The organism is Saliphagus sp. GCM10025317 (assembly GCF_042663665.1).
In the GTDB taxonomy this organism is placed as follows: domain Archaea; phylum Halobacteriota; class Halobacteria; order Halobacteriales; family Natrialbaceae; genus Natronosalvus.
On sequence record NZ_JBHTAQ010000005.1, the window covers coordinates 1,310,620 to 1,336,265 of the forward strand.

Genomic DNA, 25,646 nt, shown 5'->3' on the forward strand with positions numbered 1-25,646 from the left:
ACGTCGCCGTTTCCGGCTTGCACAGCACGTGCAGGGGAAGGGTGGGTGGGGGGGGGTGGTCACTCGACGGGGCGTCACGATGAGGGCTCGTCCGTCGATGATGGTGCCTCTGCCAGGCACCCCCTGAACCATAAGATATTCAATGGGTAGTGATTGTATTTATCCATGGACGAGGGAATTTCACGCCGAAGGGTTATCTGCCTGAGTAGCGCCACACTTTTCGCCAGTCTCAGCGGTTGCAGCTCTCTGGCAGAGCAGGACGAAACTGGGCGGTTTACACTGTGTACCCTCGAGATCCACAACAGAGATCAGCACTCGAATCACACGATCGAAATTCACGTCCAGGCCGATGGTGAGACGGTTCATCAGGGCACCTACGACTTGCCGAGCGCCAATGGCGACGTCGTTTCCGACGAGGAGTTGAATCCTCGCGATTGGTTCGACGGGACGGTAGAAACCCTCACCCTGGAGGGCCAGGTTGACGATCGAGAGCGCGTCGGCCCTCGAGAGGTGACGGCCTCACAGGTTAGTGAACAAACCGAGGTCCTCTATCTCATCGAAGAAGATGGCACGCTCGACATAAGCACCATGGTAGCGGGCAATGCATGTACTCGTGATGAGCAGTAAGCTCACGCTGTGAGCGGTGTACTCCCGAGACTGCCGGTTTGAACCCGGAGGAAGACGGTCGCTCGCTTCGCTCGTGCTGTGATTTCCAGGGCTTCAAATCCTGCCTCGACATATTCTCTCGCTTGAAAATTCGTTCGCTCCGATGGATTCGCCGGGATTGCGAAAATCCGACGGGTTTGCGATGTTGGGGAGTCAACGACTCGACGGGCATTTCGTGTCCCCGTACTCGAGATTGAGCCTCCCGTGTCGCCGCGCGGCCTCGATACACTTCACTGGGTCGGGTACACCGCCCTCGTCGATTCACGTTCGCAAGCGCGAGCGCGGGAGATCCAGTGCCGAGGCGGTCGCTCCCGATTTGACGTCGTGTCTCGAGGCGTATCACGTCGCTTTTCGGTACTGCTCGACGATCTCGACGGCGTCCTCGTAGGCCCCATCGTCGAAGGTTCGCGCCAGATCCTTCTCGGTCACGAACACGCTGTCACTCATTGATCGAGTGATGAATGGTAGTGTGTAATAGGATTCGGGTTTCGACACCACAGCGGAAAAACGCCAGACGTGAACGTTTCAAGGGGGTGCTGTAGGCCTTCCACGAGTCGCTGATTATCAATTCTGAAACCGTCTCAGTTACCTTGAATCTCGTTTATTCATACCTAGCCACAGGGTTTATTATACAGCCGTTAAGTGAGACTATCAGCACAGGTGCGACGCGAAGAACTGACGGTGTGGGAAGGTGAGTACCCCCAACCCCATCCGCCGACTGACTCGACACCGGGTCAGTCAATAAAGTTTCTGACCGTTCACATCTGCTGTGCGAAATAGAACAACGATAATCATGGACCTGAAGAAATACAGAAGCAAGCTGATCGGAAACGAATCGGAACGGGCCGTCTCTCCTGTCATCGGAGTTATACTCATGGTTGCGATTACGGTTATTCTCGCAGCTGTGATCGCGGCGTTCGTGCTTGACCTTGGTTCCAATACAGGACAAGCCAGCGTTAATGCAGTCGTCGATATCGAAGGAGATGATACTGATACTATCACAATCAGTATTACTGAAATGGGCGACGCTGATGGTGTTGCAGTTGTTGATGAGAATGGCGATGTTCAAGGGACTCTGTCTGGAACTGGCGCGTCCGCAACTTGGAGTGCAACATCTGATTTGGGCTTGTCAAGTGGACAATCCAAAGACTTCACAGTTCAGGCGTACGAAGGTGAAGGCTTAGCTAATGATAGCCCCATTGACAATCAAGCAGAACGGAATACCGTGATTAACGACTTCACGGCGACTGCCTAATTACGTCTCGATCGATATCGTCTATTTCTCGGACAGTTCTTCTTAATAGGATTACACAGCCAGAGCGAGCAAACGCTAATGCCATTCAAGATGATTGTCTATTTGTCGTTACGATAACCCGGTTTGAGGCCCAGCCTCGGCAGATAGACCCTGAACTGATTAACCATGACAGAATACTTACTGAAAGTGGCAGATGAGCATCGGACGATCCTTTTTATAGGATGACGCCTTGTTAATCGTAGCGCTAACCCGTTTTGAAGTGGAGTTCCGGGACGCTGATCCGATATTAGCAGAAAAAGCGTGGGTGTTGGCTGAGAAGTTCGCTTCCAAATATGAGATCGACCCAGTAGATGCTGCAACGCAACTCGAGTGGCCGTCCGATAAGGAGTAGATCTCGGACGAGAACCGGCCCGATCGGGCCGCCCATCGCACCAAAACACTCACTATACCCCGGGTTGCCGTCCGCCTTACTCGTAACCCGGATATGAATCTCCAGCAACATCGCAATCGCGACGACATGAACGTCTGGCTCAGCCAGGCCGAAGTTGCACAGCTCCTCAAGGCCGCCACCGACACCCAGCAGCACCTCGCCTATTCTCTGGGCGCGCGTTGTGGGCTCCGGTCGCACGAAATTCTCGATGTCTCGCCCGAGGACGTCGTCGACACTGACGCCGGAACGGTACTCCGTGTCTGGCACGGAAAAGGCGACAAGTTCCGTGAGACACCCGTTCCGCGGGATCTGGCGACGACGATCCGAACCGTGGCCGACGTTCGCGACGCCTCGAGCGAGAAACCGTTACTCGAGATCTCGACGACGCGCTCACTTCGGCGCTGGCTCAGCGGGACTGCTCGCGAGCTCTACCAGGTGACCGGCGACGACGGCTGGCTGTATCTCGGGATGCACGATCTCCGACGAACGTGGGCGACCGCGCTCGCCGCTGCTGACGTCGATCCGCTCCTAGTGATCGACTGGGGCGGGTGGAACGACCTCGAGACGTTCCTCGAGCACTATCGCGGAACGTATTCGCCGGAAGCTCAGCAGCGAGAACGCAAAAAAGTCGACTGGCTTTGATCGGAGTTTGATTGGACTCCGTTATCGTCCTTTACCGCGCCCGCCACTAGGTGCAACTTCGTACGTACCGGCGACCGTGATAACGTCGCCAGCTTCGTTCTTCCCGTTATCTAAATCCTCGTTGAATTCGAACTCCACCTCAAATTCGTATATTCCGGGTGATTTTGGCGGTGTCGTGTAGCGCCAGTACGTCGTCCAACCGTCCTCATCCTCGTTGATATCTCCTCGATATGAGTCGAAATCGTCTATGGGTTCTCCATCGATCCACGCTCGAATATCATATTTCCCGAGGAAGTCCTCGAGTTCCCCCTTAGTCGGTGAAATCCATCCAATTCGATGAGTGATCCAGTCACCGGTCGACACCTCCTGGGGCTCTGGAGTCGGAAACGGATGGATGGATGTGCTCGAGACGTTCTCGTTCGGTGGAAGTCGTCGATCGGACTCTGCAGCGGCCAGGCCCGAAGCGGCTATCGTACTACCGAGCGCTACCGATCCTGCGTTCACAAGGAGTTGTCTGCGACGCATAGTAGGAAATTTGACCTAATCATCTAATATATTCCGGTCAGGAAATATAATTGATGATGAAAATATAACGCCGTTACCTTTCGCTAAAAGTAATCTCGACCAATTCGACGGTCCATTTCCCTTCGTCGACGTGACGAATATGCGCGTGGTGTTCGCCTTCGACTTCGCCGTTTTCGTCGAGAATTCCCTCGAGGCGGAGGTCGTCTTTCGGGAGCGTAACACCGGCTGAGTTCTGGTCGAGCTGGCGTAATTTGTTCAGTGCCATATCCGGCGGGCAACCCGCCTTGGTATAAAGGTTGCTGACAGTCTGTTTTGCCGATAAATACCCGAGGCGTCGCCTATGAAATACGGAGTTTTTCGACCCGTTGGGGCGCCGCTACGGAGGTATGGCACTTAGCCTACCGCAGAACATGGTTCCCGGCGCGGTTCGCCGGGAGGACGGAATCGACCTGATTGACAGCGTGCTCGCGCCGCTGTTCGTGCTCGCGTCGGTCTCGATGGTCGGCGTGGTCTCGATCGCGCTGAACGCGCCGTTCAACGTCGGGATGGACGCGGCGCTCTACGCTGCCCACGGCACCGAGATCACCTACGCGTTCATCGTCTCAATGCTGACGCTCGTGACCGCCTGGGTCACGAACGGCCAGACGACGCTCGAGGACTACACCGACGTCGAGACGGTGACACTCCTGTTGGCGTTCATCCTCAACATCCTGTCGGCACTCGTACCCGCTGTTTCGTACGCCGTCGACTCGATGTGGTATCTCGGCTGGTTCATTGTCCTGCTGAACACCGCTGCGTTCTACCTGATCGCATACAAGTAACCTCGAGGCTCAATTCATGCAACTCACGAAATTCACCGGTACGAAAGCGGAGTGGTACGATTCGACGATCACCGGCTACATCATCACGGCCTCGGAGCTCTCGGTTGCGCTTACTGGGGTGATGGCTGCGGGGGTGATATAAGTGCGGCCCACGCCCACGGCTGGCCGCCTGGCCGCCGTTGCCGTCATCGTGTTCGCGCTCGGTGCCGGCCTCCTGGTCGGCCTTTGCGCCGCGGACACGAGCGAGCTTGTTCACTCGACATCGGACACCTCCTGCTCCGGCGTCGGCACGTGGCGAACGTGACCGTCGACGAACTCCACCTCGAGGCCAATCCCGCCGTCGATCATGCCCCGGCTGTAGTGATAGATAAAGAGCTCGAGAATCAGAATCTATTTTACCCAGTTGGTGTTTGATAATTGTTATGAGTGCGACAGAACGACGGCTTCGGAACCTCCTGTTGATGGCGCTCGCAATACAGTGTTCGATCTTCGGAATAATCTCCTCCGAATTGACACTCTTGTATCTCAGCCTGGGGATTACGACACTTGCAATTGGTAACGAGGCGTTCTGGGTGTTCGAAATTGACAAAGCGATAGATCGGTAGCGCACACTGGCGAGAAGCTGGGGCTCACCCTCCAGACGATCAGTACCGCTCAAGCAGTGAGCGCTTATTTTTACGCGGACTAAGGTCCGTGGCGACCGGGAACGAGCTCGGGCTCGGGAATAGTGATGATGAGGTGGGCGCGGTCGCGAGCGAGTCGCCACCCCTCCTCGGTTCGCTCGACGACCCCCAGCGCCTCTTGATCTTGGAGCGTGAGCTCGACCAGGTCGATCGGCATCCCGGTGACGTCGACGATCTCCCACTTCGTGAGCGGTCCATTGGCGAGGATGTGTTCGTCGAAGCGGCCCATGTGACCGAGGGCCACACCAACCGAGAAATAGGTGAGCCGTCCGGGGCGAAAGTGGTCGATACCACGAGATCACTTCAGGCCCTTCCGGAGTGAACTACTCGTACAGCCAGCTCAGGAGGTAGACGACCAGGCCGAATGCGGCCAGGAAAGCCAGGTCAGTGAAAAGCTGCATCCAGACGAAGCGACCGGAAATGATGGCACCGATAGTCAGGTGCGCCACTACCAGAATTAGGAAGATGAAAATCGCGGCCAGAGTGATCTGGACCAGGAGGACCAGCCCGAGCACGGACTCCTCGTAGCCTCCAGCACCGAATCGAAGTCGTGGTTCGGACTTGCTCACAGCTGTACTTGGCGGCTCTCCCATCAAATATTTAAGGGTTGTTGCGATCGTGCGTCAAACAGGTAGCAAAACGGTATCGGAGCCTCGCCTCCTAACGAACTCCTCGTTTGGCAGGCGCTTCCAGAGGAGTGAGACATCGGGAAAAGGAATCCGCCCAGGCAGGCCGTTCGAAGTTCACGCCGGCTGCTCCGGGCGGAATTACTCGTACAATTTGCCGAGGAGGTACACGGCTGCGGCCATCGCGAGGATCACCGGTATCCAGTGACCGAGGTACAGCACTGATCGCTCGGAGAAGATGGAGTTGGCAGTGATAAGTGTCCAGATCAGCATGGTGGGGATCAGGCAGATCCCGATCAGGCCCCGGAGTACAATAATTGCGTTGACCAAGGATCCTTCGTAGCTTCCAGCATCGAACCGGAGTTCTGGATCTGGCGGGTCTATGCGATCTCGATCTGACTGGGCCATAGCTCTACTATTCAATCAACTTGTAGGAGTAATAAGTGTTGTCGAAGATTTGAGATAAACATGTAGGAAAACGACATCGGATTACCACCTCCTATCGACTGGTTTCAGACGAACCCTTGTGGGGTTGAAGCCAGGGATTGGCTTCTGAGGGACACAAATAGAGCCGCTGTGGGGAGTTCCTTGTTTATATTCAGCACGGAACTTCTATCACCTTCTGGGAGGTTCAACAGAGCCTAATCAACAGTTTGCTACTGACTTCTGAGCCGTAGAGCCCGGTCAAAACAGCGATTTCAGGCGATCAAGCAGGGTGCGGTTCTCCTCATCAACCGTCTTATCCGCACGCTCAGTAGCCGCCTGTTCGGTTGCGGCCTTCTGGTGATTACGATCGAGGCTATCCAAGCGCGAAAGCGCCTGCTCAATATCGAACTCGTCTGTCCGCAGTTCGTGTTGGTGGCTCCCTGGCTCAGACGTCTCGACGGGCCGCATCACGCTTTCCCCGCACTGCGGACAGTAACGTGGGTTCTGCAACGTCACTTCCCCACAGTTCCGGCATTGGAACCGAAGCGTGTCAGCCATCAACCGGGACTGGTCACTGGTGTAACATAGTTCTCGCGGCCTGATTATCAGCCGCAGCTGTTGGCAGGTGCGCGATGTGCAAGGATCGGTCTCAGTGGACCTGTTTTCACCAGTGAGAATTGGCGTGGGAGAAATGTATACGGGGATAACGTTTACTGGCTGGGCGTCGGTCCACTGGATACAATCGCATGACGGCTGCGACGGGTCACCCGAGACGGGGTCAAATCGAAGCGTTAGCGGTTGCCGGAAAACGGGTTGGACTCGGGGCTCTGGAGCGTGTGAGTATGATAAAAGGCCGACGTGGGCTATCGATTAGGCTCCGCGTCGTCGCGTCATGGACTCGCCGGGATTTGAACCCGGGGCCTCTTCCTTGCGAAGGAAGCGATCTGCCACTGATCTACGAGCCCTCGAGGAATTCTATCCATGGTTCGTACTTGTAGCTTGTGTTTCGGGGTGGGTTCGACATGAAGTGGCGTGCTCGTTCGAGTCCCTGGCTCGCTTCTCACGCCATCGCTCGAGTTCGTTCGGCGGCCCGCGAGACCTCGAGGACGCCCAGACGACCGGTCACGAGCCCCAGCAGGAACCCGGTGAAGTGGGCCACGAGTGCGATGCCTGGGGCACCGGTGGCGACCGTGATCACGGCCGCCAGGACGACGAACGCCAGTAGCGTCGCCCAGAGCGGAATCTCGACGCGGGCGGCTACACTGTCGGAGACGCGGTTACCGGCGATCAGGTAGCCCATGAGCGCGAAGACGGCGCCACTGGCGCCGAGGACGGACGTGGCCGGCCCAATTGCACTCGTCACGAGGATCTGTGAGATCCCGGCGATCGCACCGGTCAGCACGAAGAACGTGTGAAATCGAAGCCGGGTCGTCGCACGAGCGATGGGCCAACCGAAGACGATCAGCCCGATGCTGTTCGAGACGAGGTGACCTACGCCGCCGTGGGCGTAGACGCTCGTGAGAATCGTCCACGGGTTGGACTCGAGCGGCGGTGCGAGGACGAAGAGGCCGGCCATCAGACCGAGGCTGAACATCGCTGCGATCACCTGCAGGACGAACACGATCGCGAACAAACCGAGCGTCTCGAGAATCGGGCTCGCGGAGTCAGACGCCATATTAGGTGTTCGTCGATCGGACACAAAAGTATGTACCGCGAATGTGCGTCGTCGGGTTCGGGGGCGGCAGGGGTCGCATTGAGTCTCGAGCCTGCCCTCCCAGTGCAGCCGCTCGAGCGTCGAATAAACGAGTGAAAACGAATCTCGTGACCGTGATCGTGACTCGAGAAACCGCCTCAGTCCTCGAGGACGATCTCGATCGAGACGTCGTTCGGCACCTGGATGCGCATGAGCTGTCGGAGTGCGCGTTCGTCGGCGTCCAGATCGATCAGGCGCTTGTGGACGCGCATCTCCCAGTGCTCCCACGTAGCGGTGCCTTCGCCGTCAGGCGACTTTCGCGTTGGCACCTCGAGCGTCTTCGTTGGCAGCGGGATCGGCCCGCTGAGGTTGACGCCGGTGTTGTTCGCAATCTCGCGGACGTCTGCACAGATGTTGTCCAGATCGTTCGGGTTGGTGCCCGCGAGTCGAACGCGTGCTTGCTGCATTTATTTCTCGTTGACGCTCAGGACCTTGCCGGCGGCGATGGTCTGACCCATGTCGCGGATGGCGAAGCTCCCGAGTTCGGGGATCTCGCTTGCCGGCTCGATGCTGAGGGGCTTCTGCGGTCGGATCGTGACGACCGCGGCGTCGCCCGACTGGATGAAGTCGGGGTTCTCCTCGCTGACCTCGCCGCTCGAGGGGTCCATCTTCTTGTCGATGGACTCGATCGTACAGGCGACCTGGCTGGTGTGTGCGTGGAAAACCGGGGTGTATCCCGCGGTGATCACGCTGGGGTGCTGCATGACGATGATCTGCGCCTGGAAGGTCTCGGCGACGCTCGGCGGGTCGTCGGCGGGGCCACAGACGTCACCGCGACGGATGTCGTCCTTGCCGATGCCGCGGACGTTGAATCCGACGTTGTCACCGGGGCCGGCCGAGGGGACTTCCTCGTGGTGCATCTCGATCGTCTTCACTTCGCCGCCCACGTCGCTGGGCTGGAAGGAGACGTTGTCGCCGACGTTCATCGTCCCGGTCTCGAGGCGTCCGACAGGGACGGTCCCGATACCGGAGATGGTGTAGACGTCCTGGATGGGGAGACGCAGCGGTGCGTCCGAGGGCTCGTCGGTCTCGGGCAGGTCGTTGAGGGACTCGAGAAGGGTACGGCCGTCGTACCAGGGCGTGTTGTCGGAGGACTCGGCGATGTTGTCGCCCTCGAAGGCCGAGATCGGGATGAACGAGTCGTCCGAGACCTGGAACTGGACCTGGTTGAGGAGCTTGTTGACCTCGTCGACGACTTCCTTGTAGGAGTCTTCGGAGTAGTCGACGACGTCCATCTTGTTGATGCCGATGATGAGCTCGTTGATACCGAGCGTGCGGGCCAGGAAGACGTGCTCCTGGGTCTGGGGCGCGACACCGTCGTCGGCGGCGACGACGAGGACGGCGTTGTCGGCCTGGGAGGCGCCCGTGATCATGTTCTTGACGAAGTCGCGGTGACCAGGACAGTCGACGATGGTGAAGTAGTACTTGTCCGTGTCGAACTCCTGGTGGGCGATGTCGATGGTGACACCACGCTCTCGCTCCTCAGCGAGGTTGTCCATGACGTAGGCGAACTCGAAGCCGCCCTTGCCCTTCTCTTCGGCTTCCTGTCGGTGCTGCTCGATGACGTGCTCGGGTACGCTTCCCGTCTCGAACAGGAGGCGTCCGACCAGCGTACTCTTTCCGTGGTCGACGTGGCCGATGATGGCCAGGTTCTGGTGCGGTTTGTCGCTCATTGTTGTAGCTCACGCGCAAAGGCGCTTATATCGGTCTCTTTTGGCCGATGCGGTTAAAACCATTTCGAAAGCGTATTCGTGTGACCCCGTCGCTTGCTTGCGGTTTGTGAGTAGTGCGCACGCACTGACGGTGTTCGTTGCTGATCGGTGGGTCGCTCACTCGAGCCCGGCGCCAGTGTGACAAACCACGGGGCGACGGCACGCGGGTCCTGGGGCGTGCTCGAGTCCTCAGAGTTACCCCGCCTCCCCTCAGAGTCGCCCCACGTCCGAGAGCACCGCCGTCGCCGTCTCCGGTCCGCCCGCGCCGCGGCCGCTCGAGTAGAGATCGCCCGCGTGGCGCGTCTGGATCTGGACGATGTTTCGCGTGCCGGAGACGGCCATCGCGCCGTTTTCGGGGACGAGTCGCGGGCCAACGCGCACCCCCTCCCGGGTCGCCTCCCCGACGAGGCGAATCGTTCGGCCGTCCTCGGCCGCGAGTTCGAGCGCGCTCGGCGGAACGTCCTGGATGCCGGTCACGTCGGCATCCTCGAGGGAGAATCCGCCGTCAGCGAGGACGTTCGCCAGGATGACGCACTTGAGCGCGGCGTCGGTGCCGTCGACGTCGAACGTCGGGTCCGCTTCGGCCACGCCCAGATCCTGGGCCTCCGCGAGGACGTGCTCGTACTCGAGACCCTCCGCGGCCATCCGCGTCAGAATGAAGTTCGCCGTGCCGTTGAGCACGCCGCGAACCGTGGTGACGGCCTGGGGCGTGCAATCCTCGATGGTCGAGAGCACCGGAATCGCGCCGCCGACGGCGGCCTCGAACCGAACCGACCCCGCGCTTTCGCGATCGAGCGCGCGAACGTCCTCGTAGCGCTCGGCGACCGGCCCCTTGTTCGCGAGGACGACGTGTCTGTCGTCGGCCAGCGCTCGCTCGACGTGCGAGAAGCCGGGTTCGGCGTCGCTGAGGGTCGTCGGGGTCGCCTCAACCAGGACGTCGTAGTCGGTCTCGAAGACCTGATCTGGGTCGCTCGAGCCGAGGGGTTCGTCGCTCGCCGCTCGTTCGAGTGTCGACTCGACGTCGAGTTCCCCGCCAGCGGGGGCGACAGCGGCCCGACTCGAGTTCGCCAAGGCGACGACCTCGTGGCCGTACTCGCCGGCGAGTTCCGCGACCGACCCGCCGACGGCCCCGGCGCCGAGAATCGCGAGGCGCATCAGATCTCACCTCCCGACAGCGGCTCGATCAGGCCGAGTCCCTTCTCGTCGGCGAGTGAGCGGAGGCCCTCCAGGACGGTCTCGCGTCGACCCGTGTCCACGGCGAGGCGAAGTCGCGCGCTCGAGACCGCGTCGGTTCCGTCGGGGGCGTTCAGCGAGAGATCGAGAACGCCGGCGTGGGCGTCGCCTTCGATCCGCGAGAGCGAATCCGAGAGGTCGGTCTCGACGAGGTGGCCGACGAGCACCACGGTCAGTTCTTCGCCGTAGCGCTCGGGTCCGGCCTGGATGACGTTGATGCCGGCGTCGCGTAACCCGTCGACGACGTCGTCGAACCGGGCCGGGACGCACTCGAGGTCGACCTCGACGGGGATGTGACCTCGCGGGGTGATGTTTCCGCGCTCGTGGTGGATGCTCAGGAGGTTGCCGCCGTGTTCGCTGATCGGCGCTAGCGCCCGGAGGAGTTCGCCTGGTTCGTCGACCAGCTCGAGGCGGACGGTGTAGGCCTGTCGGCCACCGTCGGTCTCCGGAGAGTTGTCTTCGCCGTCAGTCCCGGCGTTAGTGTCGCCGTCAGCCCCAGCATCGTCGTCGGCCGCGGTCCCTGTTGTCGACGACCCGGAAGCGTACTCGTCACTCATCGACGATCCCTCCTGACGGTCGTCCACGCGTCGTCATGGCTCCATCTGCGTAACGGGCATAAAAAAGCGTATAGGCGCCGCCAAAACTGACCGGCGGTGTCAGCAGGTGCCACGGTCAGGCTTTAAAAGTGGTCCTTCCCCGGGTTCGAGGACCCCCAGTCCCCGCGTCCGCCCTCGGTTCGGTCGATGCCCATGATCGACTCGGCCTGGTCGGGTCCGCCGAGGCTCTCGCGTGGGTCGGGAACCCGGACGGTGATGTCGGTAATCTCGGGCCAGGTCAGCAACTCGGCCTCGATGTTGCTGGTCGTGATGTCCGCGACCTCACAGCCGGTACAGCCGCCGCCGAGTTCGATGATCACCTCGCCGGTCTCCGGATCGGCTTCGCGGACGGCGCTCGTCCCGCCGTGCATCTTGATGATCGGCATCTCGCGGGTGAGCCACTGCTCGACGCGCGCTTTCAGTGGCTCGTCGTCGGCGTCGGTCATTGGGCGTTCTAGGAAGCCGACCGCCGAAAGGGTTTGGTTTACCGGCGACGACGCCAGGCCTCGAGCGCGAGGGTCCCGCCGACGACTCCCGCTGCGCCCGCGGCGGTGAATCCGGGGGTCGAATCCGATTCGGATTCCTCGGCCCCGGCGTCTGCGTCGGCCGTCTCGTTGTCACCAGGGTCGCTTTCGTTTTCGTCGTTGCCCGTGTCGGTTTCATTTCCGTCGTTACCCGCGTCGGTTTCGTTTCCGTCGGCATCTTCACTGGGATCGCCCGTGTCGCCCTCGAAAGACGGCGGATCGGCCTGTTCGCCGGCCTCGCTCGCGAAGACGTACAGCGCGCCCTCAGTTTCGGCGTTGGGGAGGATTGGCGTACTGCTGGCGACGAACGTCGCCGACGGCTCGAGTACCCGGGCCGTCCAGAAGGCGGCAACGGACGGGTCTCGCCAGGCGGCAATCTCCTCGGGCTCCTCGAGCGTCGAGAGGTCGTGGAGCTTTACGCCGCCACGGTACCACGAGGAGTAGAGGTGGCCGTCGTGAAGTTCGAAGTTGTGCGAGGTCGTCCACTGGCCGGCCTCATAAGCGCCGTTCGGCGTCTCCGGCGCGTCGATGGTCGCCGCGTGGACGGGGTTCTCGAGATCACTGACGTCGTAGAGGTCGATGCCGCCGTGTCGGTTGGCCTCGGGTGCGTCGGTCACCCAGGCCTCCCGGCCCACCGCGAGGATCGACCCGGTGTCGTCGAGCGCGCCGTAGTGGTCGTTGCCGGGGAGTCCGGTGTAGTAGTCCATCATCTCGGCGTCGCTGATCTCGAGTTGCTCCTCGAGGGACGTCTCCGACACGTGCGAAACGTACGTTGGCTCGCTCGGATCGCTCACGTCGACGAGGTAGGTGCCGGCGTTCCAGAAGGGGAGGACGGCGATCTCGTCGTGGACGGTTACGTCGTGAAGGTACCAGAGGAAGTGGTTGGTGACGTCGTCCCACCGCGGCTCGTGATCGAGCAGCGACCATTCGCCGAGGCGTTGGGGGTCGTCCCCGCTCAGGTCGTAGATTTCGACCGCGTTCGGCCGCCGATTCTGCCCCACCTCGTTGCGGGGGAGGTAGAGACGATCGCCGTCGAGAAAGCAGTTGTGGAGGTGATACCCCGTCTCGACGGGCTCGCCGATCAGCGTCGGGTTCGCGGGATCGCTCACGTCGTACTGGAGAAATCCGTGGAATATGTCGGGCTCGCCGGGATTTGCCGGCCCGGGGACGATCAGGCGGTCGCCGCTAACCTCGACGTCGAGGATCTCGGTGAACGAGCGGTCCTCGTTCTGGACGTCCTCGAGGAGGCCTCGTCTGTCGGCTAGCACCTGCGGATCGGCCGGATCGCTCACGTCGACGGTGGCGAAGCCGTCGACCGTCGCGAGGTAGGCCGTCTCCTGGTCGTCGCCGACGACGACCTCGCAGGCCCCGTCGACGGGGACCGATCCCAGGGGTTCGTAGGATTCCTGTGCCGCCGAGGCGATTGCGGATCCGCTCGAGAGGCCGAGACCGAGACCGAGGCCGACGCCGACGCCACAGCCACCAGCGACCGACCGAAGGAGGGCACGTCGTTGCATATTCTCAACACGAACCGGGGGTATAAAACGTTGTTCGATGTCGTTGGCGGTGCGACCCGCGCAGTCGACGCTGACGCCAGTACACGGCTACCCGCGCATTCGACGCCGGTCGCCGGTTCCCTCGGTCATCGCGCTCGCTAGCGCCCCCTCGAGGACGACGTCGTCTCCGTGATCGGTGACGGTGATCTCGGGGACGTTCGACATCACCATCTCGGGGACCCGTTTGCGGATGGGGTCGACCACGAGGTCCTCGTTGTGCAAGACGACGGCACCGCCGAGGGAGACGACCAGCGGTGCGTAAGAGTGAACGATGTTCGAAATGCCGATGACGTTCCAGTGGGCGACCTGCTCGATCGTGTGGTCGGCGAGTTGGTCCTCGCCGGCCAGATCGAAGACGTCCTTGGCCGTGAAGTCGGGGTCCTCGAGGGGCAGGCTGGTGTCGATCGAGGGGTCGTCCTCGGCCAGCAGGCGGGCGTACTCGGGGATGTTGTTCCCCGAACAGTACCCCTCCCAGTGGCCTTCCTTGCCACATCCACAGGTCAGTCGCCCGCGGGGGTCGACGACACAGTGGCCGACCTCGCCCGCGTTGCCGTCCCAGCCGGAGATGATCCGCCCGTCACAGCACACTCCAGCGCCGATCCCCGAGGAGACCGTGACGTACACCATGTCGTCGGGATTCCGGTCGGAGTGGAATCGTTCGCCGATGACGCCTGCGTTGGTGTCGTTGTGGAGGTAGACCTCCTCGGAGTCGACGAGCACCGAAATTGGGCCCGTTAGCGGGATTCGATCGACCGTCTCCGGAAAGTTTGCGGGATCGATCACCGCTCCCTCGGCGAGGTCGAACGGACCGATCGAGCCGATGCCGACGGCCTCGACCCGAGCCGGTTCAACCCCGGCGTCCGCGCAGGCTTCCCGAAGCGTCGCGAGAACTTTCTCGGTCACGTCGATCCCGGTCGGGCCTCGAGGCGTCCCGTTCTTGCTCGAGCCGATGGTTCGACCCTCGCCGTCGCCGACGACCGCACGAACGTTGGTCGCGCCGAGGTCGACGCCCGCGTAGTAGACCATTCCTATCCGTGCAACCGACGCCCCCACACTTAACTACACACATCCTTACTCGAGAGCGAGTACACCACCCAATGCACGTGTCAACACGCGTCTCGAGTCGACCAGCCGAACTAACGAGAGGGTAAATTCATCAACGTGTCGGGAGAAAGGTCGTACTCGAGTCACTTGTCGTGTCAATCCTGGTGTAAACGACCACGGGTCGGGTGACCCGTGGCTTTTCTAGTTCCCTCAGCCTACGCCGATAGCACTCCACGCGAAGCGATTTCGCGGGATGAGGATGGGCGGTTTACAGAGCGCCCCGACCCAGACAGGCTCACCTTCCGAACAATCGGTTGGGTTTTGCGAGTCCGGTAATTAACCGATTCAACGTCTACGCCAGCGTGTTTCGCCCACGTTCGCCACGCCACATTCACGCTCGCGTTTCGGTCAGCGTGATCTTGCTGAACCGCACACTCATCGTTAGTGCAGCGGAACCGCCGACCTTGGCGGTAGCCACGGTGTCCACAGCACGAACACGACTTCGAGTTGTACGGCGACTCAACCGTCTCACACGGAACCTGATTCCACGTTGCCTTGTATCGAACCTGTTTCTCGAACTTATGGAACGGGAGTTTATGCAGACGCCGGTTCATGTACGTGCCGTACTTGATGGCGTCTCGAATCCCACTCAAGTCCTCGAACACAATAACAGGGTTCGAGAATTGTTGGGCGAACTCGACCACGACTCGGGACATCCGGTGAAGAATCCACTCAGTGTAGCGTTCTTCTTTCTCCCCGAGTTGGTGGTGGATAGAGTGTTGGCCGTGTTCTTGACAGCGTTTGGCGATGGTGTGGTAGCGTTGGCGCTCGGCTTTCACCGAGCCGTAGTCAAGCACGAGTGTTCCGAGCGTGTCCATCGTCTCACGATTAAGAGCGGTGAGAGAGATGTTGCGCTCGTTAATATCGACGCCGACGAGTGTGTCAGCGTCTTCAGGTTCAGGCACTTCGACTTCTGTTTTGACCGTGACGTGTAGGTAGTACACGCCATCTCGGTACAGAAGTTCGGCCTGTCCCAACGACCACTCATCTTCGGTCAAGGCTGACTCGATGAGGTTGATGTCTTCCGGTCGCCCTCGAAGGTGTCCTTTCACCTTCTTGTACGGCTTTGGACTTACACGGAACCGAATACGGTTGTCCTCGTCGTCGTAGGTGAGTCGGTAGCCTTCGGTGTGCGCCATAACGAGCGGATAGGCTCCTTTCTTGTCCGTGGCTGGTGGCGACGGTTTCCCGACGTTGGTGTCGTTTTGGTCGTACCACCAGTTGAGGAGTTCTTTGTAGGAGTCCCACGCTTGCAGGGCTTTCCCGACGACCGCACACTTGTTGTTCCGAAGGAAGTCATCGCGGTCAACTTCGTTCTGAATCTCAGTGCGGTTGTAGCCTTGTTGTTTGAGTCGGAGTGTGTCGTTGGAGATGTCTCGTGCGGTGAATCGGGCATCTTTGAGCCACGACCGCTCACCAGACTCTATGCAGAGCCGAGTGCGTGCGGTCTTCGTAACTTCTTCGATACCCATACCTTGACTATCGAATCAAATGATAATAAAAGAAGGGTTTAGGATGGGAGACTACAGGAGTCATGCACATTCGATTGGTTCGTGTAAATATCATTTCGTGTGGTATCCGAAGTATCGGCATGAGGTGTTGGAGTAGTTCGAGGCGAACTTGCGGAGTTGTTTCAAGGAACTGCTGAACGGTTCGGTCACGAGATCGTGTCGATGGAGATTGCTACTGACCACGTTCACTTGTTCGTGGAGGCTGACCCGAAATGGAGTCCTGCCGAGATTGCCAAGCAATTCAAGGGCTACTGGGGCCGAACGATTCTGAAACGCCATCCAGAAATCAAACAGCGGTATTTCTGGGGAAGTGGGTTGTGGAAGGATGGATACTGCGTTGGGACGACTGGTGTTGTTTCCGAGGACGTGGTTCGTCGGTACATCGAGGAGACGGAACACTAGGCGAGTGTACGCGATTCACCTACGGGTCAGGTGACCCGTGGAACTCTTGCTGTTTCCTTTAGACTTCGTTCGTCCCAGCTGGACGAAAAATCCGGCACCGTCGGATCACTCACTGGTTGACGACTTCGATTGTCACCGATGCCACGAGTGGACGACGCGCTACTCAGCGCAAGGGTCGGTAGAAAGCGACATCAGCGTGTCCCATAGTGGTTGGGCCATAACGGGACACGCCAGTTGTCCATAGCGAGTGTGCCCTCAAGTAGTTTGTGTGATTATCTGAGTGAACAGTGTCTCCTCGCTCGATCCGCCGGAACGGATCTAGTCCGAGCGCGGTCTACGACACGAATCCTTTTCCGTCACCGCCGCCAACCGCACACGTTCGGAAAACCGGACTCGTGGTTGGGCCATGACACAGGAAGAACGCATCTCAGAGGCGATTAGTCTGCTGCAGGAACTCGGACTCAAGGAGTACGAAGCGCGCTGTTTTCTGGCGCTCACACAGCTGTCCACCGGCACGGCGAAAGAGATCCACGAGATCTCCGAGGTGCCTCGGACGCGGGTGTACGATGCAATCGGTGTACTCGAGTCACAGGGACTGGTCGAAGTACAGCACGCGAGCCCACAGCGGTTTCGAGCCGTGGGGATCGCCGAGGCGACGCGGACGCTCCGCCGGAAGTACGACGCCCGTATCGAATCGCTCGAAACGTCTCTCCAGACGATCGAACGCCGAAAACTCGAGGAGGAGGACACCCAGCTCCAGGAAGTGTGGTCGCTGATGGGAAACGAGGCGATCGAGTCGCGGACGCTCGACCTCATCGATGGGGCGGAATCAGAAATCGCACTGCTCGTCGTCGACGAGGAACTGCTGTCGGAGACGCTGTTCGAGCGTCTCGAGGCGGCACGCGAACGAGAACTCTCGATTCTTCTCGGCGGGCAAACGGAGTCGATCACCGCGCAACTCGGGACGGGACTCCCCAACGTCCGCACGTTCGAGACCGACCTGGATTGGCTCACCGGACCGGCGGTCGCCCACGAGGTCGCGATCAGCCGGATCCTGCTCGTCGATCGCGAGACGCTGCTGATCGGATCGTACTATCCAGACGCCGACGACGGGAAAACGAAAGAGCAGGCGGTGTTCGCGCGCGGTCTCGAGAACGGAATCGTGGTGCTGTTGCGTCGACTGGTATCGGCGGGGTTGCCCCCTTCGAACGATCCGGGAAACGCGTAGCCAGACGACCGAAGTAGTCGGCGATGCTTTCCGTTCGTGATCCAAGAGCAATTCCTGACCACTCGATGTACAGAGCTACGGTGACGAGGGATCGCTCGGTTCTGAGACGATCAGTTCGTCACCGTCGAATCGGACCTGGTAGCGGTCGATCGAAATGGTAACGCCGATCGATTCCGATTTCTGCTCTCGGACGAGGATATCGAGTGCCTCCGGGTCGGCGTGATCGTAAAGCGTCGTCTCGAACACGGTCAGCAATTCGGCTGGGTCGACGCTCTCGACGGTCGCGAGGGCGTCGATTACGGCGAAACTCGGCGCCGTGGCCGACCAGTCGTACGTCTTCCGGAGGTGAACGGCAGCCGATTCTGACGACTGCGCATCCCCCTCTCGATCACTACTGACCATTGCTCGTCCAACGCGGCCAAACAGCATTAAACTGGTGTGATGATGTGAGTGAATTATTGGACAGGGTCACGCCGATCGAGTGTCGTTGAGTCGCCAAGTGAAGATGGCTCGCAGGACGACGACGAGACTGTTGCGGTCGCCAGCGCCCCAGATCGCCGTCTCCCCAATCTCGTCGGCGCCGCTAGCCCCGTTCACGAGCGCGCTGACGAGCGCCGTCTCTTCGTCGGTGATCAACAGGCTCCCGGCGGGCGTATCCTGCCACTCCCAGAGGGTTTCGAACAGCTCGATCGACGGCACCTCCTCCCGAACGCGATCTTCGACCGCCTCCGAGATGCCCGCCAGATAGATCTCGACCCCTCGGTCGGCAGCAGCCTGCAGCGCGTCGAGATGGGCATCGGTGAGTAACTCGTCGACGGTCATGTAGACGATCTGCTCGTCTGCCTCGGCGATGAACTCGTCGATGCGGGAGGACACCGCTTCTCGACCGGTGACCGTCCAGACGCCGAACTGCTCGCGTTGTGGCTGGGCGGGGCCGATTTCCTCCAGACACTCCGAGAGTTCGGTAATCGTGGTTTCGCGTTTGGTGTTGAGCGTACGGACGATGGTCTCCTTCGAGATTATGGTGAATTTCCGCGGCGTCGTGTGCTGGATGTCGACGAACCCCAGTTCGTGGAGTTGATCCGCCGCTTCGTACACCCGCGTTCGGGGAACGCCGTTGATACGAGTGATGTCCTGTGCGGTACCCGTCCCGAGCTGCAGGAGGTTGATGAGCGTCTGGGCTTCGTACTGGGACAACCCGAGCTCCTGTAACCGGTCGAGTGCCTCGGCTTCGGCCTGCTCCTCGTCGAACGCTACCATAGTTGATCCGTCAATGGAGAGCGCAAAAAGCCTACCTCACGGTGGCACGCTCGAGTCGGCCTCGAGTCACGCTGAGAGAAGACTACTCGAGTTCAGTGGTGACGAACTGGTGCAGTTTTTCGACGCGGTCGTTCGGATGATAACGAACCGTTTCCGTTCGGTCGTCGTACTCGACGAGGCCGGCCTCTTCCAGTTTCGGGAGATGGTTGTGATACAGATCGAGAAGAAGTCGTTCGGAACTCATCGTTTCAACTGAGTCTGGGGGAGGGTTCTCCGGCGACAGGTCCTCGGCGAGCAGATCCACCGCCACGGCGTTCTGCTCGCTTTCGATCAACTGCGTGAGAACCGATCGACGTCGTTGGTTGGCGACGAGGTGTAGCGCCGTTTCGGTCGATATGTTGTAGATGGTCTGACTCATTGTGTTCCTAATTCAATCTTATGACGGTCGCCACGGGGATTAACCCCACAGTTCACTCGCATCCTCACACTCCAGGTGCTGACAGATCACGATTGGGCAGGGTGTTCTACACCTGCACTCTCGAAAAGAGAGGTCGGTCCGAGAGATATTCCCCCTACCGAAGATATTCGCTACTCGACCTCGAGTTCGATCGCCGCTCCCTGACGCAACCACCTTTTAACTCGCTCGGCTCGCGCCTCGCTCGCAAAAGCTGGACCAAAAAACCCAGTTCAGGCTCTACTCGACCTCGAGTTCGATCGCCGCTCCCTGGCCAAATCCAACGCAGAGCGTCGCCAACCCGCGGCCGCCCCCTCGCTCGAGCAACTCGTGGACCAGCGCGACGGGCAATCGGGCGCCTGAGGCGCCGAGCGGGTGGCCGATCGCGATGGCGCCGCCGTTGACGTTGAACTGCTCGTTGTCGATGCCGAGTTCGTCCCGGCTGTAGACGGTCTGGCTCGCGAACGCCTCGTTGAGTTCCACCAGGTCGTAGTCATCGATGTCCCGGCCGGTGCGCTCGAGCAGCCCTCGGGTAGCGGGGACCGGACCGATGCCCATCACGGTGGGGTCGACGCCGGCGACGTTGTTCGAACCGACCGTCGCCATGATCTCGAGGTCGTGTTCCTCGGCGAAGGCCTCGCTCGTGACCATCACGCCCGCCGCTCCGTCAGAGATCTGGGAGGCGTTTCCGGGCGTCACGGTTCCGTTGCCCTTGAAGACCGTCGGGAGGCCCGACAGGGTCTCGAGGTCGGTGTCGGGGCGGATGCCCTCGTCTTTCGTCACGGTGCCGTCCTCGGTCTCGATGGGAACGATCTGATCCTCGAATCGGCCCTCCTCGGTCGCAGCGTGGGCGCGCTGGTGACTCTGGAGGGCGTACTCGTCCTGGGTCTCGCGGTCGACGTCGTAGCGTTCGGCGACCTTCTCGGCGGTCATCCCCATCTGGAGTTCGCCGACGTTGTACTCGGTCGCGAGCTAGGGGTGGAGCGTCGTGTAGCTGTCGCCCATCGACACCTTCGACATGTTCTCGACGCCGCCGGCGATGATGCACTCGCGCTGGCCGGCGCGGATGGCGTCGGAGGCGGAGATGATCGCCTGCATCGAGGAGGCACACCAGCGGTTGATCGTCGTCGCCGGCACGGACTCGCCGAGATCCGAGAGCAACGCGATGACGCGGGCGATGTTGTTGTCCTGTTCGTCGCGCTGCTGGGCACAGCCCCACATCAGATCGTCGACGTCCTCGCCCGAAAGGCCGGTCTCGGCGAGCATGTCGTCGATCAGCGGAATGGAGAGATCCTCGCTGCGAACGTCGGCGAACACGCCGCCGTCTTTCCCTTGGGGGGTCCGAACAGCCTGGACGATCACTGGCGTCTGTGTCATACTGACACGGACGTCCCTCACGAACTTAAATGGCCGTAGAACTCGCGGAGACGCGTACAAAGTTTACGAATCAAAGCAGTAAACTGTCGTCCGACTCGAGACAGGTGCTTTGAATCGCTCACGGTGAAAGAGCGATTTTACCTTACCTTAGTATATTGAGGTATGGGGACGAATCACTAGCCGATGGGATTCGATCGACAGGTGCTGGCAGTCGCCCTCGTCGCCCTGCTCGTGGGCTCGAGCGTGGGATTCGCCTTCGCCGGCGAACTCGGTGGGACGAGACCGGCGGCAGCCGACACCAACGAACCGGAGAATCGACAGCTATCGAACGACACTCCTCAGCCGACTATCGAGCAGTTCGACTCCGAGGCGGCGTTCGCCGACTACCTGCGAGCGTCGAACGAGGGTTCCGGGTCCTTCGGCTTCGGAATGGGGCGGCCGGTCGAGACCGCCGAGGAGGAAGCCACCGACGACGCGGCGGACGGAGACGGCGCGAGCGGTAACGGCGGGAACGGCAACGGGAACGACGCGGCCAGGAGCGGCGACTCCTCGGGTGCCGACGAGCGCCGCTACGCCGAGACCAACGTCCAGGAGGTGATGCTGGACGAGCCCGACATCCTAAAGACCGACGGCCAGACCGTCTACTACGGCGACCGGCGCTTCCACGGCGGAAGCGCAACCCATGTCATCGACGCCTCGACGCCGAACGACCCGACAGCGCTGAGTGAGATTCCACGCTCGGGCGAGATGCTCTTGACTGACGACGACGTTCTGGTGCAGTTCGACCGCAATCGCCTGCGTGGCTACGACGTCTCGAGTCCCGAAGACCCTGAAGAGGCCTGGTCGGCGGACTTCGAGGGTCACCTCGAGACGGCCCGCCTCTACGACGGTGACGTCTACCTCGTTGTGGCCGACCGCGTCTCGCCGGCCGAACCCTGTCCGGTCGAACCGCTCGGCGACGACGGCCCCGCGGTCGACTGCACGGACGTCCACTACCCGAGCGATCAGAACGGCGCCGACACGGTGTACACGACGCTGCGCCTGGACCCCTCGAGCGGCGAGGTCACGGACTCGGTGAGTTTCCTCGGCTCGTCGTACACGACCGCGACCTACGTCTCCGAAAACGGCGTCTACCTGACGTACGTTGACTCGCCGTCCCACGCCGACGTCCGCCTCGAGTTCCTCCTGACGACCGGTGAGGCGTACCTCGACGACCGGACGCTTGAGCGACTCGAGCGCCTGCAGGGCTACGACCTGTCCGAACGCGCGACCATGACCGAGATCGAGGCCATCCTCGCCGACTGGCGGGCCGGACTCGACGACGACGAGCGACGAACGAAAGAGCGCGAACTCCGCGACGCCTGGGAGGAGTACGTCGAGGAGAACAAGCGAGCGTTCGACCGGACGGGGATCGTCAAGGTCGGATTCGGTGGCGACCTCTCCGTCGACGCCGGCGGCGCCGTCCCCGGCACGCCGCTGAATCAGTGGTCGATGGACGAACACGACGGCCACCTGCGCATCGCGACGACGATCAACGCCCCGGGCGCCGAGTGGGAGAACGACCTCTACGTGCTCGACTCCAACCTCGAGGTGACCGGCTCGGTCACCGGCATGGGCGTCGACGAGCGGGTCTACTCCGTGCGCTACGAGGGCGACAAGGCCTACGTCGTCACGTTCCGTCAGATCGATCCGTTCCACGTCATCGACGTCTCCGACCACGAGAACCCGGTGCTCGAGGGTGAACTCAAGCTTCCGGGCTACTCCGACTACCTCCATCCGCTGGGCGAGGAGCGCATCCTCGGCATCGGGCAGGAAGACGGGAAGGTCAAGGCCGTGATCTTCGACGCGAGCGACCCCGAGAACCCGGTGATCGAGGATGACGAGATCCTCGAGGATCGCTGGTCGGCTGTCAGCGAGAGCCACAACGCCTTCCTGCTCGACGAGCGCCACGGCGTGTTCTTCCTGCCGGGCAGCGAGGGCGGCCACGTCTACGCCTACGAGGACGGTCTCGAGCGCGTCACGACCGTCGACACCGACGGTCCGGCGTTCCGGGCGACGTACATCGGCGACTCGCTGTACGTCTTCGGCGAGGACGAACTGGTCGTCGTCGACCAGACGACCTGGGAGGAAGTGAAGCGCCTCGACCTGTAGCGCGCGAGGACAACCCTTATTTCGAGCGTCTGGGAATGACGTCGCATGGACGACACCGGCGAGCAGGACACCGGATCGCGGGCCGACGACCGCGACCGGATGACGGATCGCGACGGCGATAGCGACGCCGAGTCGGACGGCGTGGACGACGCCTCCGACCCCGGTACCTCCTCGAGGACGACACCCGGGTCAGACGGAGAAGGAACGGACACGGCCGTCGAGGGCGAACGCGTACGCGAACACGAGTCTCGAGGTTCCGAGGGCGGATTGGGGCGAACCACAGCAGGTGAACCTGAGGAACGGGACGACGAATCTGAGGGCCGTGACGTCGAAGGCGAGAGACGAGATGTCGAAGCCGAGGCACGAGACGACGAACCCGAAAGTCTGGACGACGAATCCGAACGGGACACAGCTCGCTCGAGCGAGGACCGCGACGAGACGGCGACGCCCGAACCGCCGATGCCCGGCGTCCCCGATCCCGACGCCGTCGACGAGGACGACGAGATCCCGGCCGACGTCCAGAAGTACGCTCGTTTCCAGAAGATGGACGGCGCCCAGTACGACCGGGTCAACGAGTTCCTGCGCGACCGAACGTACGTCACTGCCCGCGAGTGGGCCATCGCCCGACTCTGTTCGGACTTTCGGACCGAGACGGGCGTCGAGATGACCAAAATAGGCGAGAACCTGCCCGAACTCGTGCCGTTCATGACCGACACCTACACCCCGCAGGCGGTCAACCAGGCGCGGTCGTCCTTCGAAGAGAAAGTTCGAAAGTCGGGCGCGACCTTCCTCTACGGCGCGATGTGTGACTTCTTCACCGCGGAGGAACTCGACGACGTGATGTACGAGGCCACCGAGGTCGCGAAGTTCCTCCTCGAGGTCGAGGGCGTTGACCTCTCCGTCGAGGACGAACTCGAGGCCGAAGAGCGCATCTCGAGCGTGATGCGCGAGGTTCGCGAGGCGAGCAAGGAACTCCGGGAGGAGGAAACGTAGGCGACCTACAGGCCGGCTGTGAAACGACTTCTCGACGAATCTCCTCGACGCGCTGCGGTCGGAAATCGGCCGCTCAGCAATTAGGCCAGGTGAAAGAGGTTACGAAGCGTTCCGTCGTGGTCGCGTTCGGTACCGGGCGGAGGCCCAGCGGCTGTGCGATCCCCCTCGAGTACGGTGAACTCGCTCGAGCCACACGAGCAGCCGTTTCGCTGCCCGATCGGGCTGACGGTTCCATCGGGGTTCACGTGGGAGGCGTACACGTTCCCGCAATTGGTGCACTGTGCGATGACCTCGGAGAGTTCGTTTCGGTCGGTCATGACACGCACACCTACCACGGCCGTAACACAGAGTCTTTTGACAAACTCATCAAAACGTGCCACTCGAGCGCCTGGGGACAGGGAGACCGTAGGATCAACAGAGAACACGATGACGCTCCGTCGATGGCTCGAGGGACGGCGTCGAAACGGGGGCCTTCATTCGGAGCCGCCCTCGGCCCGCACTGATTGTTCCTTTTCATTGTACGACGGACGCTTTCGCCGTTCGTGGCGTTCAGCGTACGTGCCGACGAGAATATCGAGCGCTGTTCGTAACGGAAAACGGGGCGAGATCGCGTTCGCCCCCAATGATCGCCGTACTGGACCGGGTGTTCACTTTCACGTAATCGAGCCGTTTCGGGGAGAAATTTGGTTCAATTGCCCCGCCAAAACCAGACTCCTATTGCTGGTTCGGATTGGTCCAGTGGCGCTGGACGACGGCATGAGCGGTTTACGCTGCAATTTAACGGCGGGTTGAGCACACTACCGAACACGCTCCGTGGGACCGTATCTACCAGGACACCTCGAGCGAGCCCCCGGTTTCGGACAGAGGAATCATTACCCCTCTCTGTCCGTCCGTTTCAGGTGGAAATGCGTCCGTTACGGTGGCGGCCGTCGGCTCGGTGAAGAAATCAACAGTTACAGATCGAATTCGATAGACGAGAGAAGCGCCGCTACAGCTATTTTTGAGTCCGCACGAGGTATTATTCCCGACTGTTTGCGAAAAGAAGTGAAACGAACGAACTTACTTATACGAAACCTTGGCCAAACAATCGACCGCCCAACCTGGGCTGAGAGACATGAGAGAAGAACGAGACCCAGACGACGGAAGACGGTCATTCATGAAGAAGAGCGCGTTAGCAACAACCGCCCTGGCTGTCGGTGCCGGTGCCAGCACGAACGTGGCGGCTCAGGAAGACGAGGAGGACGGTGAAGGACTCCAAGAAGGAGAAGTCGTTATCCACGGTCGCGATTACTTCCCGGACTCCGATTTCACGGTCCTCGCCGAGTTGGACTCGGGATCTCGAGACACCCTCGTCGAGGCACTCGGCGACGAGTTCGACGACGATTGGGACGTGTACATTATTCAGGTCGACATCGGTACGGGTGGCCCGTTAGGGCACCTCTTCGTCGACGAAGACGAGGCGCAAGTCAGCGAAGGTGATACGGCAACGATGTCGTCTGACACCGTGTCGTACCGCAATCCGGAGTTGAACCTGCTCGAGCTCGATATCGGCGCCGCCAGTGGTGGAGGTGCTGCAGGAGGCGCCGAGGACGAGGAGGAAGAGGAGAACGGAGCCGGAAACGGCGGCGGCGCTGGGAACGAAACCGAAGATGATGCCGGAAACGGCGGCGGCGGCGGCGGTAACTGACGCGACTACTCTCGTCTCGGATTTTTTCGAA

At 60.8% G+C, this 25,646-nt stretch carries 29 protein-coding genes, 1 tRNA gene and 2 pseudogenes; 11 read left to right on the forward strand and 21 right to left on the reverse strand.

The window, feature by feature from the left end; genetic code table 11:
- Positions 1 to 165: 165 nt before the first annotated feature.
- The 3 genes from ACFQS4_RS08530 to ACFQS4_RS08540 all read left to right on the forward strand — a co-directional run bounded on the left by ACFQS4_RS08530 (position 166) and on the right by ACFQS4_RS08540 (position 2,993).
- On the forward strand, positions 166 to 627 hold the full coding sequence (locus tag ACFQS4_RS08530) for a hypothetical protein (protein ID WP_497901104.1): 462 nt from the start codon (positions 166 to 168) through the stop codon (positions 625 to 627).
- An 832-nt stretch (positions 628 to 1,459) separates the two neighbouring features.
- Complete coding sequence (locus ACFQS4_RS08535; RefSeq protein ID WP_497901105.1) at positions 1,460 to 1,921, forward strand: type IV pilin domain-containing protein; 462 nt, start codon at positions 1,460 to 1,462, stop codon at positions 1,919 to 1,921.
- A gap of 484 nt (positions 1,922 to 2,405) precedes the next feature.
- Positions 2,406 to 2,993 (forward strand): tyrosine-type recombinase/integrase, encoded by a 588-nt coding sequence (locus tag ACFQS4_RS08540; protein ID WP_497901106.1) that lies wholly within the window; start codon positions 2,406 to 2,408, stop codon positions 2,991 to 2,993.
- Positions 2,994 to 3,014: 21 nt separating this feature from the next.
- Here the strand turns inward: ACFQS4_RS08540 and ACFQS4_RS08545 are convergent, their stop codons facing one another.
- Both ACFQS4_RS08545 and ACFQS4_RS08550 read right to left on the reverse strand, forming a co-directional pair.
- Entirely contained in the window at positions 3,015 to 3,518 is a 504-nt protein-coding gene (locus tag ACFQS4_RS08545; RefSeq protein WP_497901107.1) for a hypothetical protein, read from the reverse strand.
- 73 nt (positions 3,519 to 3,591) lie between these two features.
- Positions 3,592 to 3,783 carry a DUF8053 family protein gene (locus tag ACFQS4_RS08550; RefSeq protein ID WP_497901108.1) on the reverse strand — a complete coding sequence of 64 codons (192 nt, stop codon included), beginning with the start codon at positions 3,781 to 3,783 and terminating at the stop codon, positions 3,592 to 3,594.
- A 121-nt stretch (positions 3,784 to 3,904) separates the two neighbouring features.
- Between ACFQS4_RS08550 and ACFQS4_RS08555 the strand changes: the two genes are divergently transcribed.
- Genes ACFQS4_RS08555 through ACFQS4_RS08565 form a run of 3 tightly spaced genes read left to right on the forward strand, consistent with a single transcriptional unit; the run spans position 3,905 to position 4,643 of the window.
- Positions 3,905 to 4,339, forward strand: coding sequence for a DUF8023 family protein (locus ACFQS4_RS08555; RefSeq protein WP_497901109.1), 435 nt, complete (start codon positions 3,905 to 3,907; stop codon positions 4,337 to 4,339).
- A gap of 16 nt (positions 4,340 to 4,355) precedes the next feature.
- On the forward strand, positions 4,356 to 4,481 hold the full coding sequence (locus ACFQS4_RS08560; RefSeq protein WP_497901110.1) for a hypothetical protein: 126 nt from the start codon (positions 4,356 to 4,358) through the stop codon (positions 4,479 to 4,481).
- Positions 4,482 to 4,643, forward strand: a complete 162-nt coding sequence (locus ACFQS4_RS08565; RefSeq protein WP_500192879.1) for a hypothetical protein — start codon at positions 4,482 to 4,484, stop codon at positions 4,641 to 4,643.
- A 380-nt stretch (positions 4,644 to 5,023) separates the two neighbouring features.
- Here the strand turns inward: ACFQS4_RS08565 and ACFQS4_RS08570 are convergent, their stop codons facing one another.
- From ACFQS4_RS08570 to ACFQS4_RS08635, 14 genes are all read right to left on the reverse strand, one after another.
- Positions 5,024 to 5,251, reverse strand: a complete 228-nt coding sequence (locus tag ACFQS4_RS08570) for a hypothetical protein (RefSeq protein ID WP_497901112.1) — start codon at positions 5,249 to 5,251, stop codon at positions 5,024 to 5,026.
- 94 nt (positions 5,252 to 5,345) lie between these two features.
- Positions 5,346 to 5,591, reverse strand: a complete 246-nt coding sequence (locus tag ACFQS4_RS08575) for a hypothetical protein (RefSeq protein WP_497901113.1) — start codon at positions 5,589 to 5,591, stop codon at positions 5,346 to 5,348.
- Between the two features lie 198 nt (positions 5,592 to 5,789).
- Complete coding sequence (locus tag ACFQS4_RS08580) at positions 5,790 to 6,056, reverse strand: hypothetical protein (RefSeq protein ID WP_497901114.1); 267 nt, start codon at positions 6,054 to 6,056, stop codon at positions 5,790 to 5,792.
- 276 nt (positions 6,057 to 6,332) lie between these two features.
- The gene (locus ACFQS4_RS08585) at positions 6,333 to 6,632 is read right to left on the reverse strand and encodes a hypothetical protein (protein WP_497901115.1); all 300 of its coding nucleotides are present in this window, start codon (positions 6,630 to 6,632) and stop codon (positions 6,333 to 6,335) included.
- A 335-nt stretch (positions 6,633 to 6,967) separates the two neighbouring features.
- Positions 6,968 to 7,039, reverse strand: a tRNA-Ala gene (locus tag ACFQS4_RS08590).
- A 95-nt stretch (positions 7,040 to 7,134) separates the two neighbouring features.
- A complete protein-coding gene (locus ACFQS4_RS08595; RefSeq protein ID WP_497901116.1) occupies positions 7,135 to 7,749 on the reverse strand; it encodes a rhomboid family intramembrane serine protease in 615 nt (204 codons plus the stop codon).
- A gap of 176 nt (positions 7,750 to 7,925) precedes the next feature.
- A complete protein-coding gene (gene rpsJ / locus ACFQS4_RS08600) occupies positions 7,926 to 8,234 on the reverse strand; it encodes a 30S ribosomal protein S10 (RefSeq protein ID WP_253434333.1) in 309 nt (102 codons plus the stop codon).
- Positions 8,235 to 9,500 (reverse strand): translation elongation factor EF-1 subunit alpha, encoded by a 1,266-nt coding sequence (gene tuf, locus ACFQS4_RS08605; protein WP_497901117.1) that lies wholly within the window; start codon positions 9,498 to 9,500, stop codon positions 8,235 to 8,237. It lies immediately after the preceding gene.
- A gap of 249 nt (positions 9,501 to 9,749) precedes the next feature.
- Positions 9,750 to 10,694 carry a homoserine dehydrogenase gene (locus ACFQS4_RS08610; protein ID WP_497901118.1) on the reverse strand — a complete coding sequence of 315 codons (945 nt, stop codon included), beginning with the start codon at positions 10,692 to 10,694 and terminating at the stop codon, positions 9,750 to 9,752.
- On the reverse strand, positions 10,694 to 11,329 hold the full coding sequence (locus tag ACFQS4_RS08615; RefSeq protein WP_497901119.1) for an amino acid-binding protein: 636 nt from the start codon (positions 11,327 to 11,329) through the stop codon (positions 10,694 to 10,696). The genes ACFQS4_RS08610 and ACFQS4_RS08615 overlap by 1 nt, the downstream gene beginning before the upstream one ends.
- Positions 11,330 to 11,451: 122 nt before the next feature.
- Positions 11,452 to 11,814, reverse strand: coding sequence for a NifU family protein (locus ACFQS4_RS08620; RefSeq protein WP_312907027.1), 363 nt, complete (start codon positions 11,812 to 11,814; stop codon positions 11,452 to 11,454).
- A gap of 38 nt (positions 11,815 to 11,852) precedes the next feature.
- Positions 11,853 to 13,409, reverse strand: coding sequence for an LVIVD repeat-containing protein (locus ACFQS4_RS08625; protein ID WP_497901120.1), 1,557 nt, complete (start codon positions 13,407 to 13,409; stop codon positions 11,853 to 11,855).
- A gap of 87 nt (positions 13,410 to 13,496) precedes the next feature.
- Entirely contained in the window at positions 13,497 to 14,474 is a 978-nt protein-coding gene (locus ACFQS4_RS08630) for an ROK family protein (RefSeq protein WP_497901121.1), read from the reverse strand.
- Between the two features lie 233 nt (positions 14,475 to 14,707).
- A complete protein-coding gene (locus ACFQS4_RS08635; RefSeq protein WP_497901122.1) occupies positions 14,708 to 16,024 on the reverse strand; it encodes an RNA-guided endonuclease TnpB family protein in 1,317 nt (438 codons plus the stop codon).
- A 43-nt stretch (positions 16,025 to 16,067) separates the two neighbouring features.
- Here ACFQS4_RS08635 and tnpA point away from each other — a divergent pair.
- Together tnpA and ACFQS4_RS08645 are read left to right on the forward strand one after the other, a co-directional pair.
- Positions 16,068 to 16,465, forward strand: a pseudogene (gene tnpA, locus ACFQS4_RS08640) (IS200/IS605 family transposase).
- 406 nt (positions 16,466 to 16,871) lie between these two features.
- Positions 16,872 to 17,693 (forward strand): TrmB family transcriptional regulator, encoded by an 822-nt coding sequence (locus ACFQS4_RS08645; RefSeq protein WP_497901123.1) that lies wholly within the window; start codon positions 16,872 to 16,874, stop codon positions 17,691 to 17,693.
- A gap of 75 nt (positions 17,694 to 17,768) precedes the next feature.
- Here ACFQS4_RS08645 and ACFQS4_RS08650 read toward each other — a convergent pair whose 3' ends face one another.
- The 4 genes and pseudogenes from ACFQS4_RS08650 to ACFQS4_RS08665 all read right to left on the reverse strand — a co-directional run bounded on the left by ACFQS4_RS08650 (position 17,769) and on the right by ACFQS4_RS08665 (position 20,784).
- A complete protein-coding gene (locus ACFQS4_RS08650; protein WP_497901124.1) occupies positions 17,769 to 18,095 on the reverse strand; it encodes a HalOD1 output domain-containing protein in 327 nt (108 codons plus the stop codon).
- Between the two features lie 66 nt (positions 18,096 to 18,161).
- On the reverse strand, positions 18,162 to 18,953 hold the full coding sequence (locus ACFQS4_RS08655) for a TrmB family transcriptional regulator (RefSeq protein WP_497901125.1): 792 nt from the start codon (positions 18,951 to 18,953) through the stop codon (positions 18,162 to 18,164).
- Positions 18,954 to 19,035: 82 nt separating this feature from the next.
- Positions 19,036 to 19,371, reverse strand: coding sequence for a DUF7344 domain-containing protein (locus ACFQS4_RS08660; protein ID WP_497901126.1), 336 nt, complete (start codon positions 19,369 to 19,371; stop codon positions 19,036 to 19,038).
- Positions 19,372 to 19,647: 276 nt separating this feature from the next.
- A pseudogene (locus tag ACFQS4_RS08665) lies at positions 19,648 to 20,784 on the reverse strand (thiolase family protein).
- A 183-nt stretch (positions 20,785 to 20,967) separates the two neighbouring features.
- Here ACFQS4_RS08665 and ACFQS4_RS08670 point away from each other — a divergent pair.
- Together ACFQS4_RS08670 and ACFQS4_RS08675 are read left to right on the forward strand one after the other, a co-directional pair.
- The gene (locus ACFQS4_RS08670; protein ID WP_497901127.1) at positions 20,968 to 22,935 is read left to right on the forward strand and encodes a beta-propeller domain-containing protein; all 1,968 of its coding nucleotides are present in this window, start codon (positions 20,968 to 20,970) and stop codon (positions 22,933 to 22,935) included.
- Between the two features lie 384 nt (positions 22,936 to 23,319).
- A complete protein-coding gene (locus tag ACFQS4_RS08675) occupies positions 23,320 to 23,928 on the forward strand; it encodes a DUF5806 family protein (RefSeq protein WP_497903170.1) in 609 nt (202 codons plus the stop codon).
- Positions 23,929 to 24,008: 80 nt separating this feature from the next.
- On the opposite strand, the gene ACFQS4_RS08680 is transcribed toward ACFQS4_RS08675, so the two are convergent.
- Positions 24,009 to 24,245, reverse strand: coding sequence for a hypothetical protein (locus tag ACFQS4_RS08680; RefSeq protein WP_497901128.1), 237 nt, complete (start codon positions 24,243 to 24,245; stop codon positions 24,009 to 24,011).
- A gap of 797 nt (positions 24,246 to 25,042) precedes the next feature.
- On the opposite strand from ACFQS4_RS08680, the gene ACFQS4_RS08685 reads away from it, so the two are divergent.
- Complete coding sequence (locus ACFQS4_RS08685; protein ID WP_497901129.1) at positions 25,043 to 25,615, forward strand: twin-arginine translocation signal domain-containing protein; 573 nt, start codon at positions 25,043 to 25,045, stop codon at positions 25,613 to 25,615.
- Positions 25,616 to 25,646: the final 31 nt, after the last annotated feature.

Excerpts from the sequence above, each read along its gene's own strand:
- ACFQS4_RS08545 (WP_497901107.1), bottom strand. The coding sequence starts at position 3,518 with ATGCGTCGCAGACAACTCCTTGTGAACGCAGGATCGGTAGCGCTCGGT.
- ACFQS4_RS08620 (WP_312907027.1), bottom strand. The coding sequence starts at position 11,814 with ATGACCGACGCCGACGACGAGCCACTGAAAGCGCGCGTCGAGCAGTGG.
- rpsJ (WP_253434333.1), bottom strand. The coding sequence starts at position 8,234 with ATGCAGCAAGCACGCGTTCGACTCGCGGGCACCAACCCGAACGATCTG.
- ACFQS4_RS08535 (WP_497901105.1), top strand. The coding sequence starts at position 1,460 with ATGGACCTGAAGAAATACAGAAGCAAGCTGATCGGAAACGAATCGGAA.
- ACFQS4_RS08540 (WP_497901106.1), top strand. The coding sequence starts at position 2,406 with ATGAATCTCCAGCAACATCGCAATCGCGACGACATGAACGTCTGGCTC.
- ACFQS4_RS08595 (WP_497901116.1), bottom strand. The coding sequence starts at position 7,749 with ATGGCGTCTGACTCCGCGAGCCCGATTCTCGAGACGCTCGGTTTGTTC.
- ACFQS4_RS08560 (WP_497901110.1), top strand. The coding sequence starts at position 4,356 with ATGCAACTCACGAAATTCACCGGTACGAAAGCGGAGTGGTACGATTCG.
- ACFQS4_RS08670 (WP_497901127.1), top strand. The coding sequence starts at position 20,968 with ATGGGATTCGATCGACAGGTGCTGGCAGTCGCCCTCGTCGCCCTGCTC.
- ACFQS4_RS08645 (WP_497901123.1), top strand. The coding sequence starts at position 16,872 with ATGACACAGGAAGAACGCATCTCAGAGGCGATTAGTCTGCTGCAGGAA.
- ACFQS4_RS08655 (WP_497901125.1), bottom strand. The coding sequence starts at position 18,953 with ATGGTAGCGTTCGACGAGGAGCAGGCCGAAGCCGAGGCACTCGACCGG.
- ACFQS4_RS08625 (WP_497901120.1), bottom strand. The coding sequence starts at position 13,409 with ATGCAACGACGTGCCCTCCTTCGGTCGGTCGCTGGTGGCTGTGGCGTC.
- ACFQS4_RS08635 (WP_497901122.1), bottom strand. The coding sequence starts at position 16,024 with ATGGGTATCGAAGAAGTTACGAAGACCGCACGCACTCGGCTCTGCATA.
- ACFQS4_RS08585 (WP_497901115.1), bottom strand. The coding sequence starts at position 6,632 with ATGGCTGACACGCTTCGGTTCCAATGCCGGAACTGTGGGGAAGTGACG.
- ACFQS4_RS08610 (WP_497901118.1), bottom strand. The coding sequence starts at position 10,694 with ATGCGCCTCGCGATTCTCGGCGCCGGGGCCGTCGGCGGGTCGGTCGCG.
- ACFQS4_RS08650 (WP_497901124.1), bottom strand. The coding sequence starts at position 18,095 with ATGGTCAGTAGTGATCGAGAGGGGGATGCGCAGTCGTCAGAATCGGCT.
- ACFQS4_RS08580 (WP_497901114.1), bottom strand. The coding sequence starts at position 6,056 with ATGGCCCAGTCAGATCGAGATCGCATAGACCCGCCAGATCCAGAACTC.
- ACFQS4_RS08570 (WP_497901112.1), bottom strand. The coding sequence starts at position 5,251 with ATGGGCCGCTTCGACGAACACATCCTCGCCAATGGACCGCTCACGAAG.
- ACFQS4_RS08660 (WP_497901126.1), bottom strand. The coding sequence starts at position 19,371 with ATGAGTCAGACCATCTACAACATATCGACCGAAACGGCGCTACACCTC.
- tuf (WP_497901117.1), bottom strand. The coding sequence starts at position 9,500 with ATGAGCGACAAACCGCACCAGAACCTGGCCATCATCGGCCACGTCGAC.
- ACFQS4_RS08530 (WP_497901104.1), top strand. The coding sequence starts at position 166 with ATGGACGAGGGAATTTCACGCCGAAGGGTTATCTGCCTGAGTAGCGCC.
- ACFQS4_RS08555 (WP_497901109.1), top strand. The coding sequence starts at position 3,905 with ATGGCACTTAGCCTACCGCAGAACATGGTTCCCGGCGCGGTTCGCCGG.
- ACFQS4_RS08680 (WP_497901128.1), bottom strand. The coding sequence starts at position 24,245 with ATGACCGACCGAAACGAACTCTCCGAGGTCATCGCACAGTGCACCAAT.
- ACFQS4_RS08685 (WP_497901129.1), top strand. The coding sequence starts at position 25,043 with ATGAGAGAAGAACGAGACCCAGACGACGGAAGACGGTCATTCATGAAG.
- ACFQS4_RS08550 (WP_497901108.1), bottom strand. The coding sequence starts at position 3,783 with ATGGCACTGAACAAATTACGCCAGCTCGACCAGAACTCAGCCGGTGTT.
- ACFQS4_RS08615 (WP_497901119.1), bottom strand. The coding sequence starts at position 11,329 with ATGAGTGACGAGTACGCTTCCGGGTCGTCGACAACAGGGACCGCGGCC.
- ACFQS4_RS08630 (WP_497901121.1), bottom strand. The coding sequence starts at position 14,474 with ATGGTCTACTACGCGGGCGTCGACCTCGGCGCGACCAACGTTCGTGCG.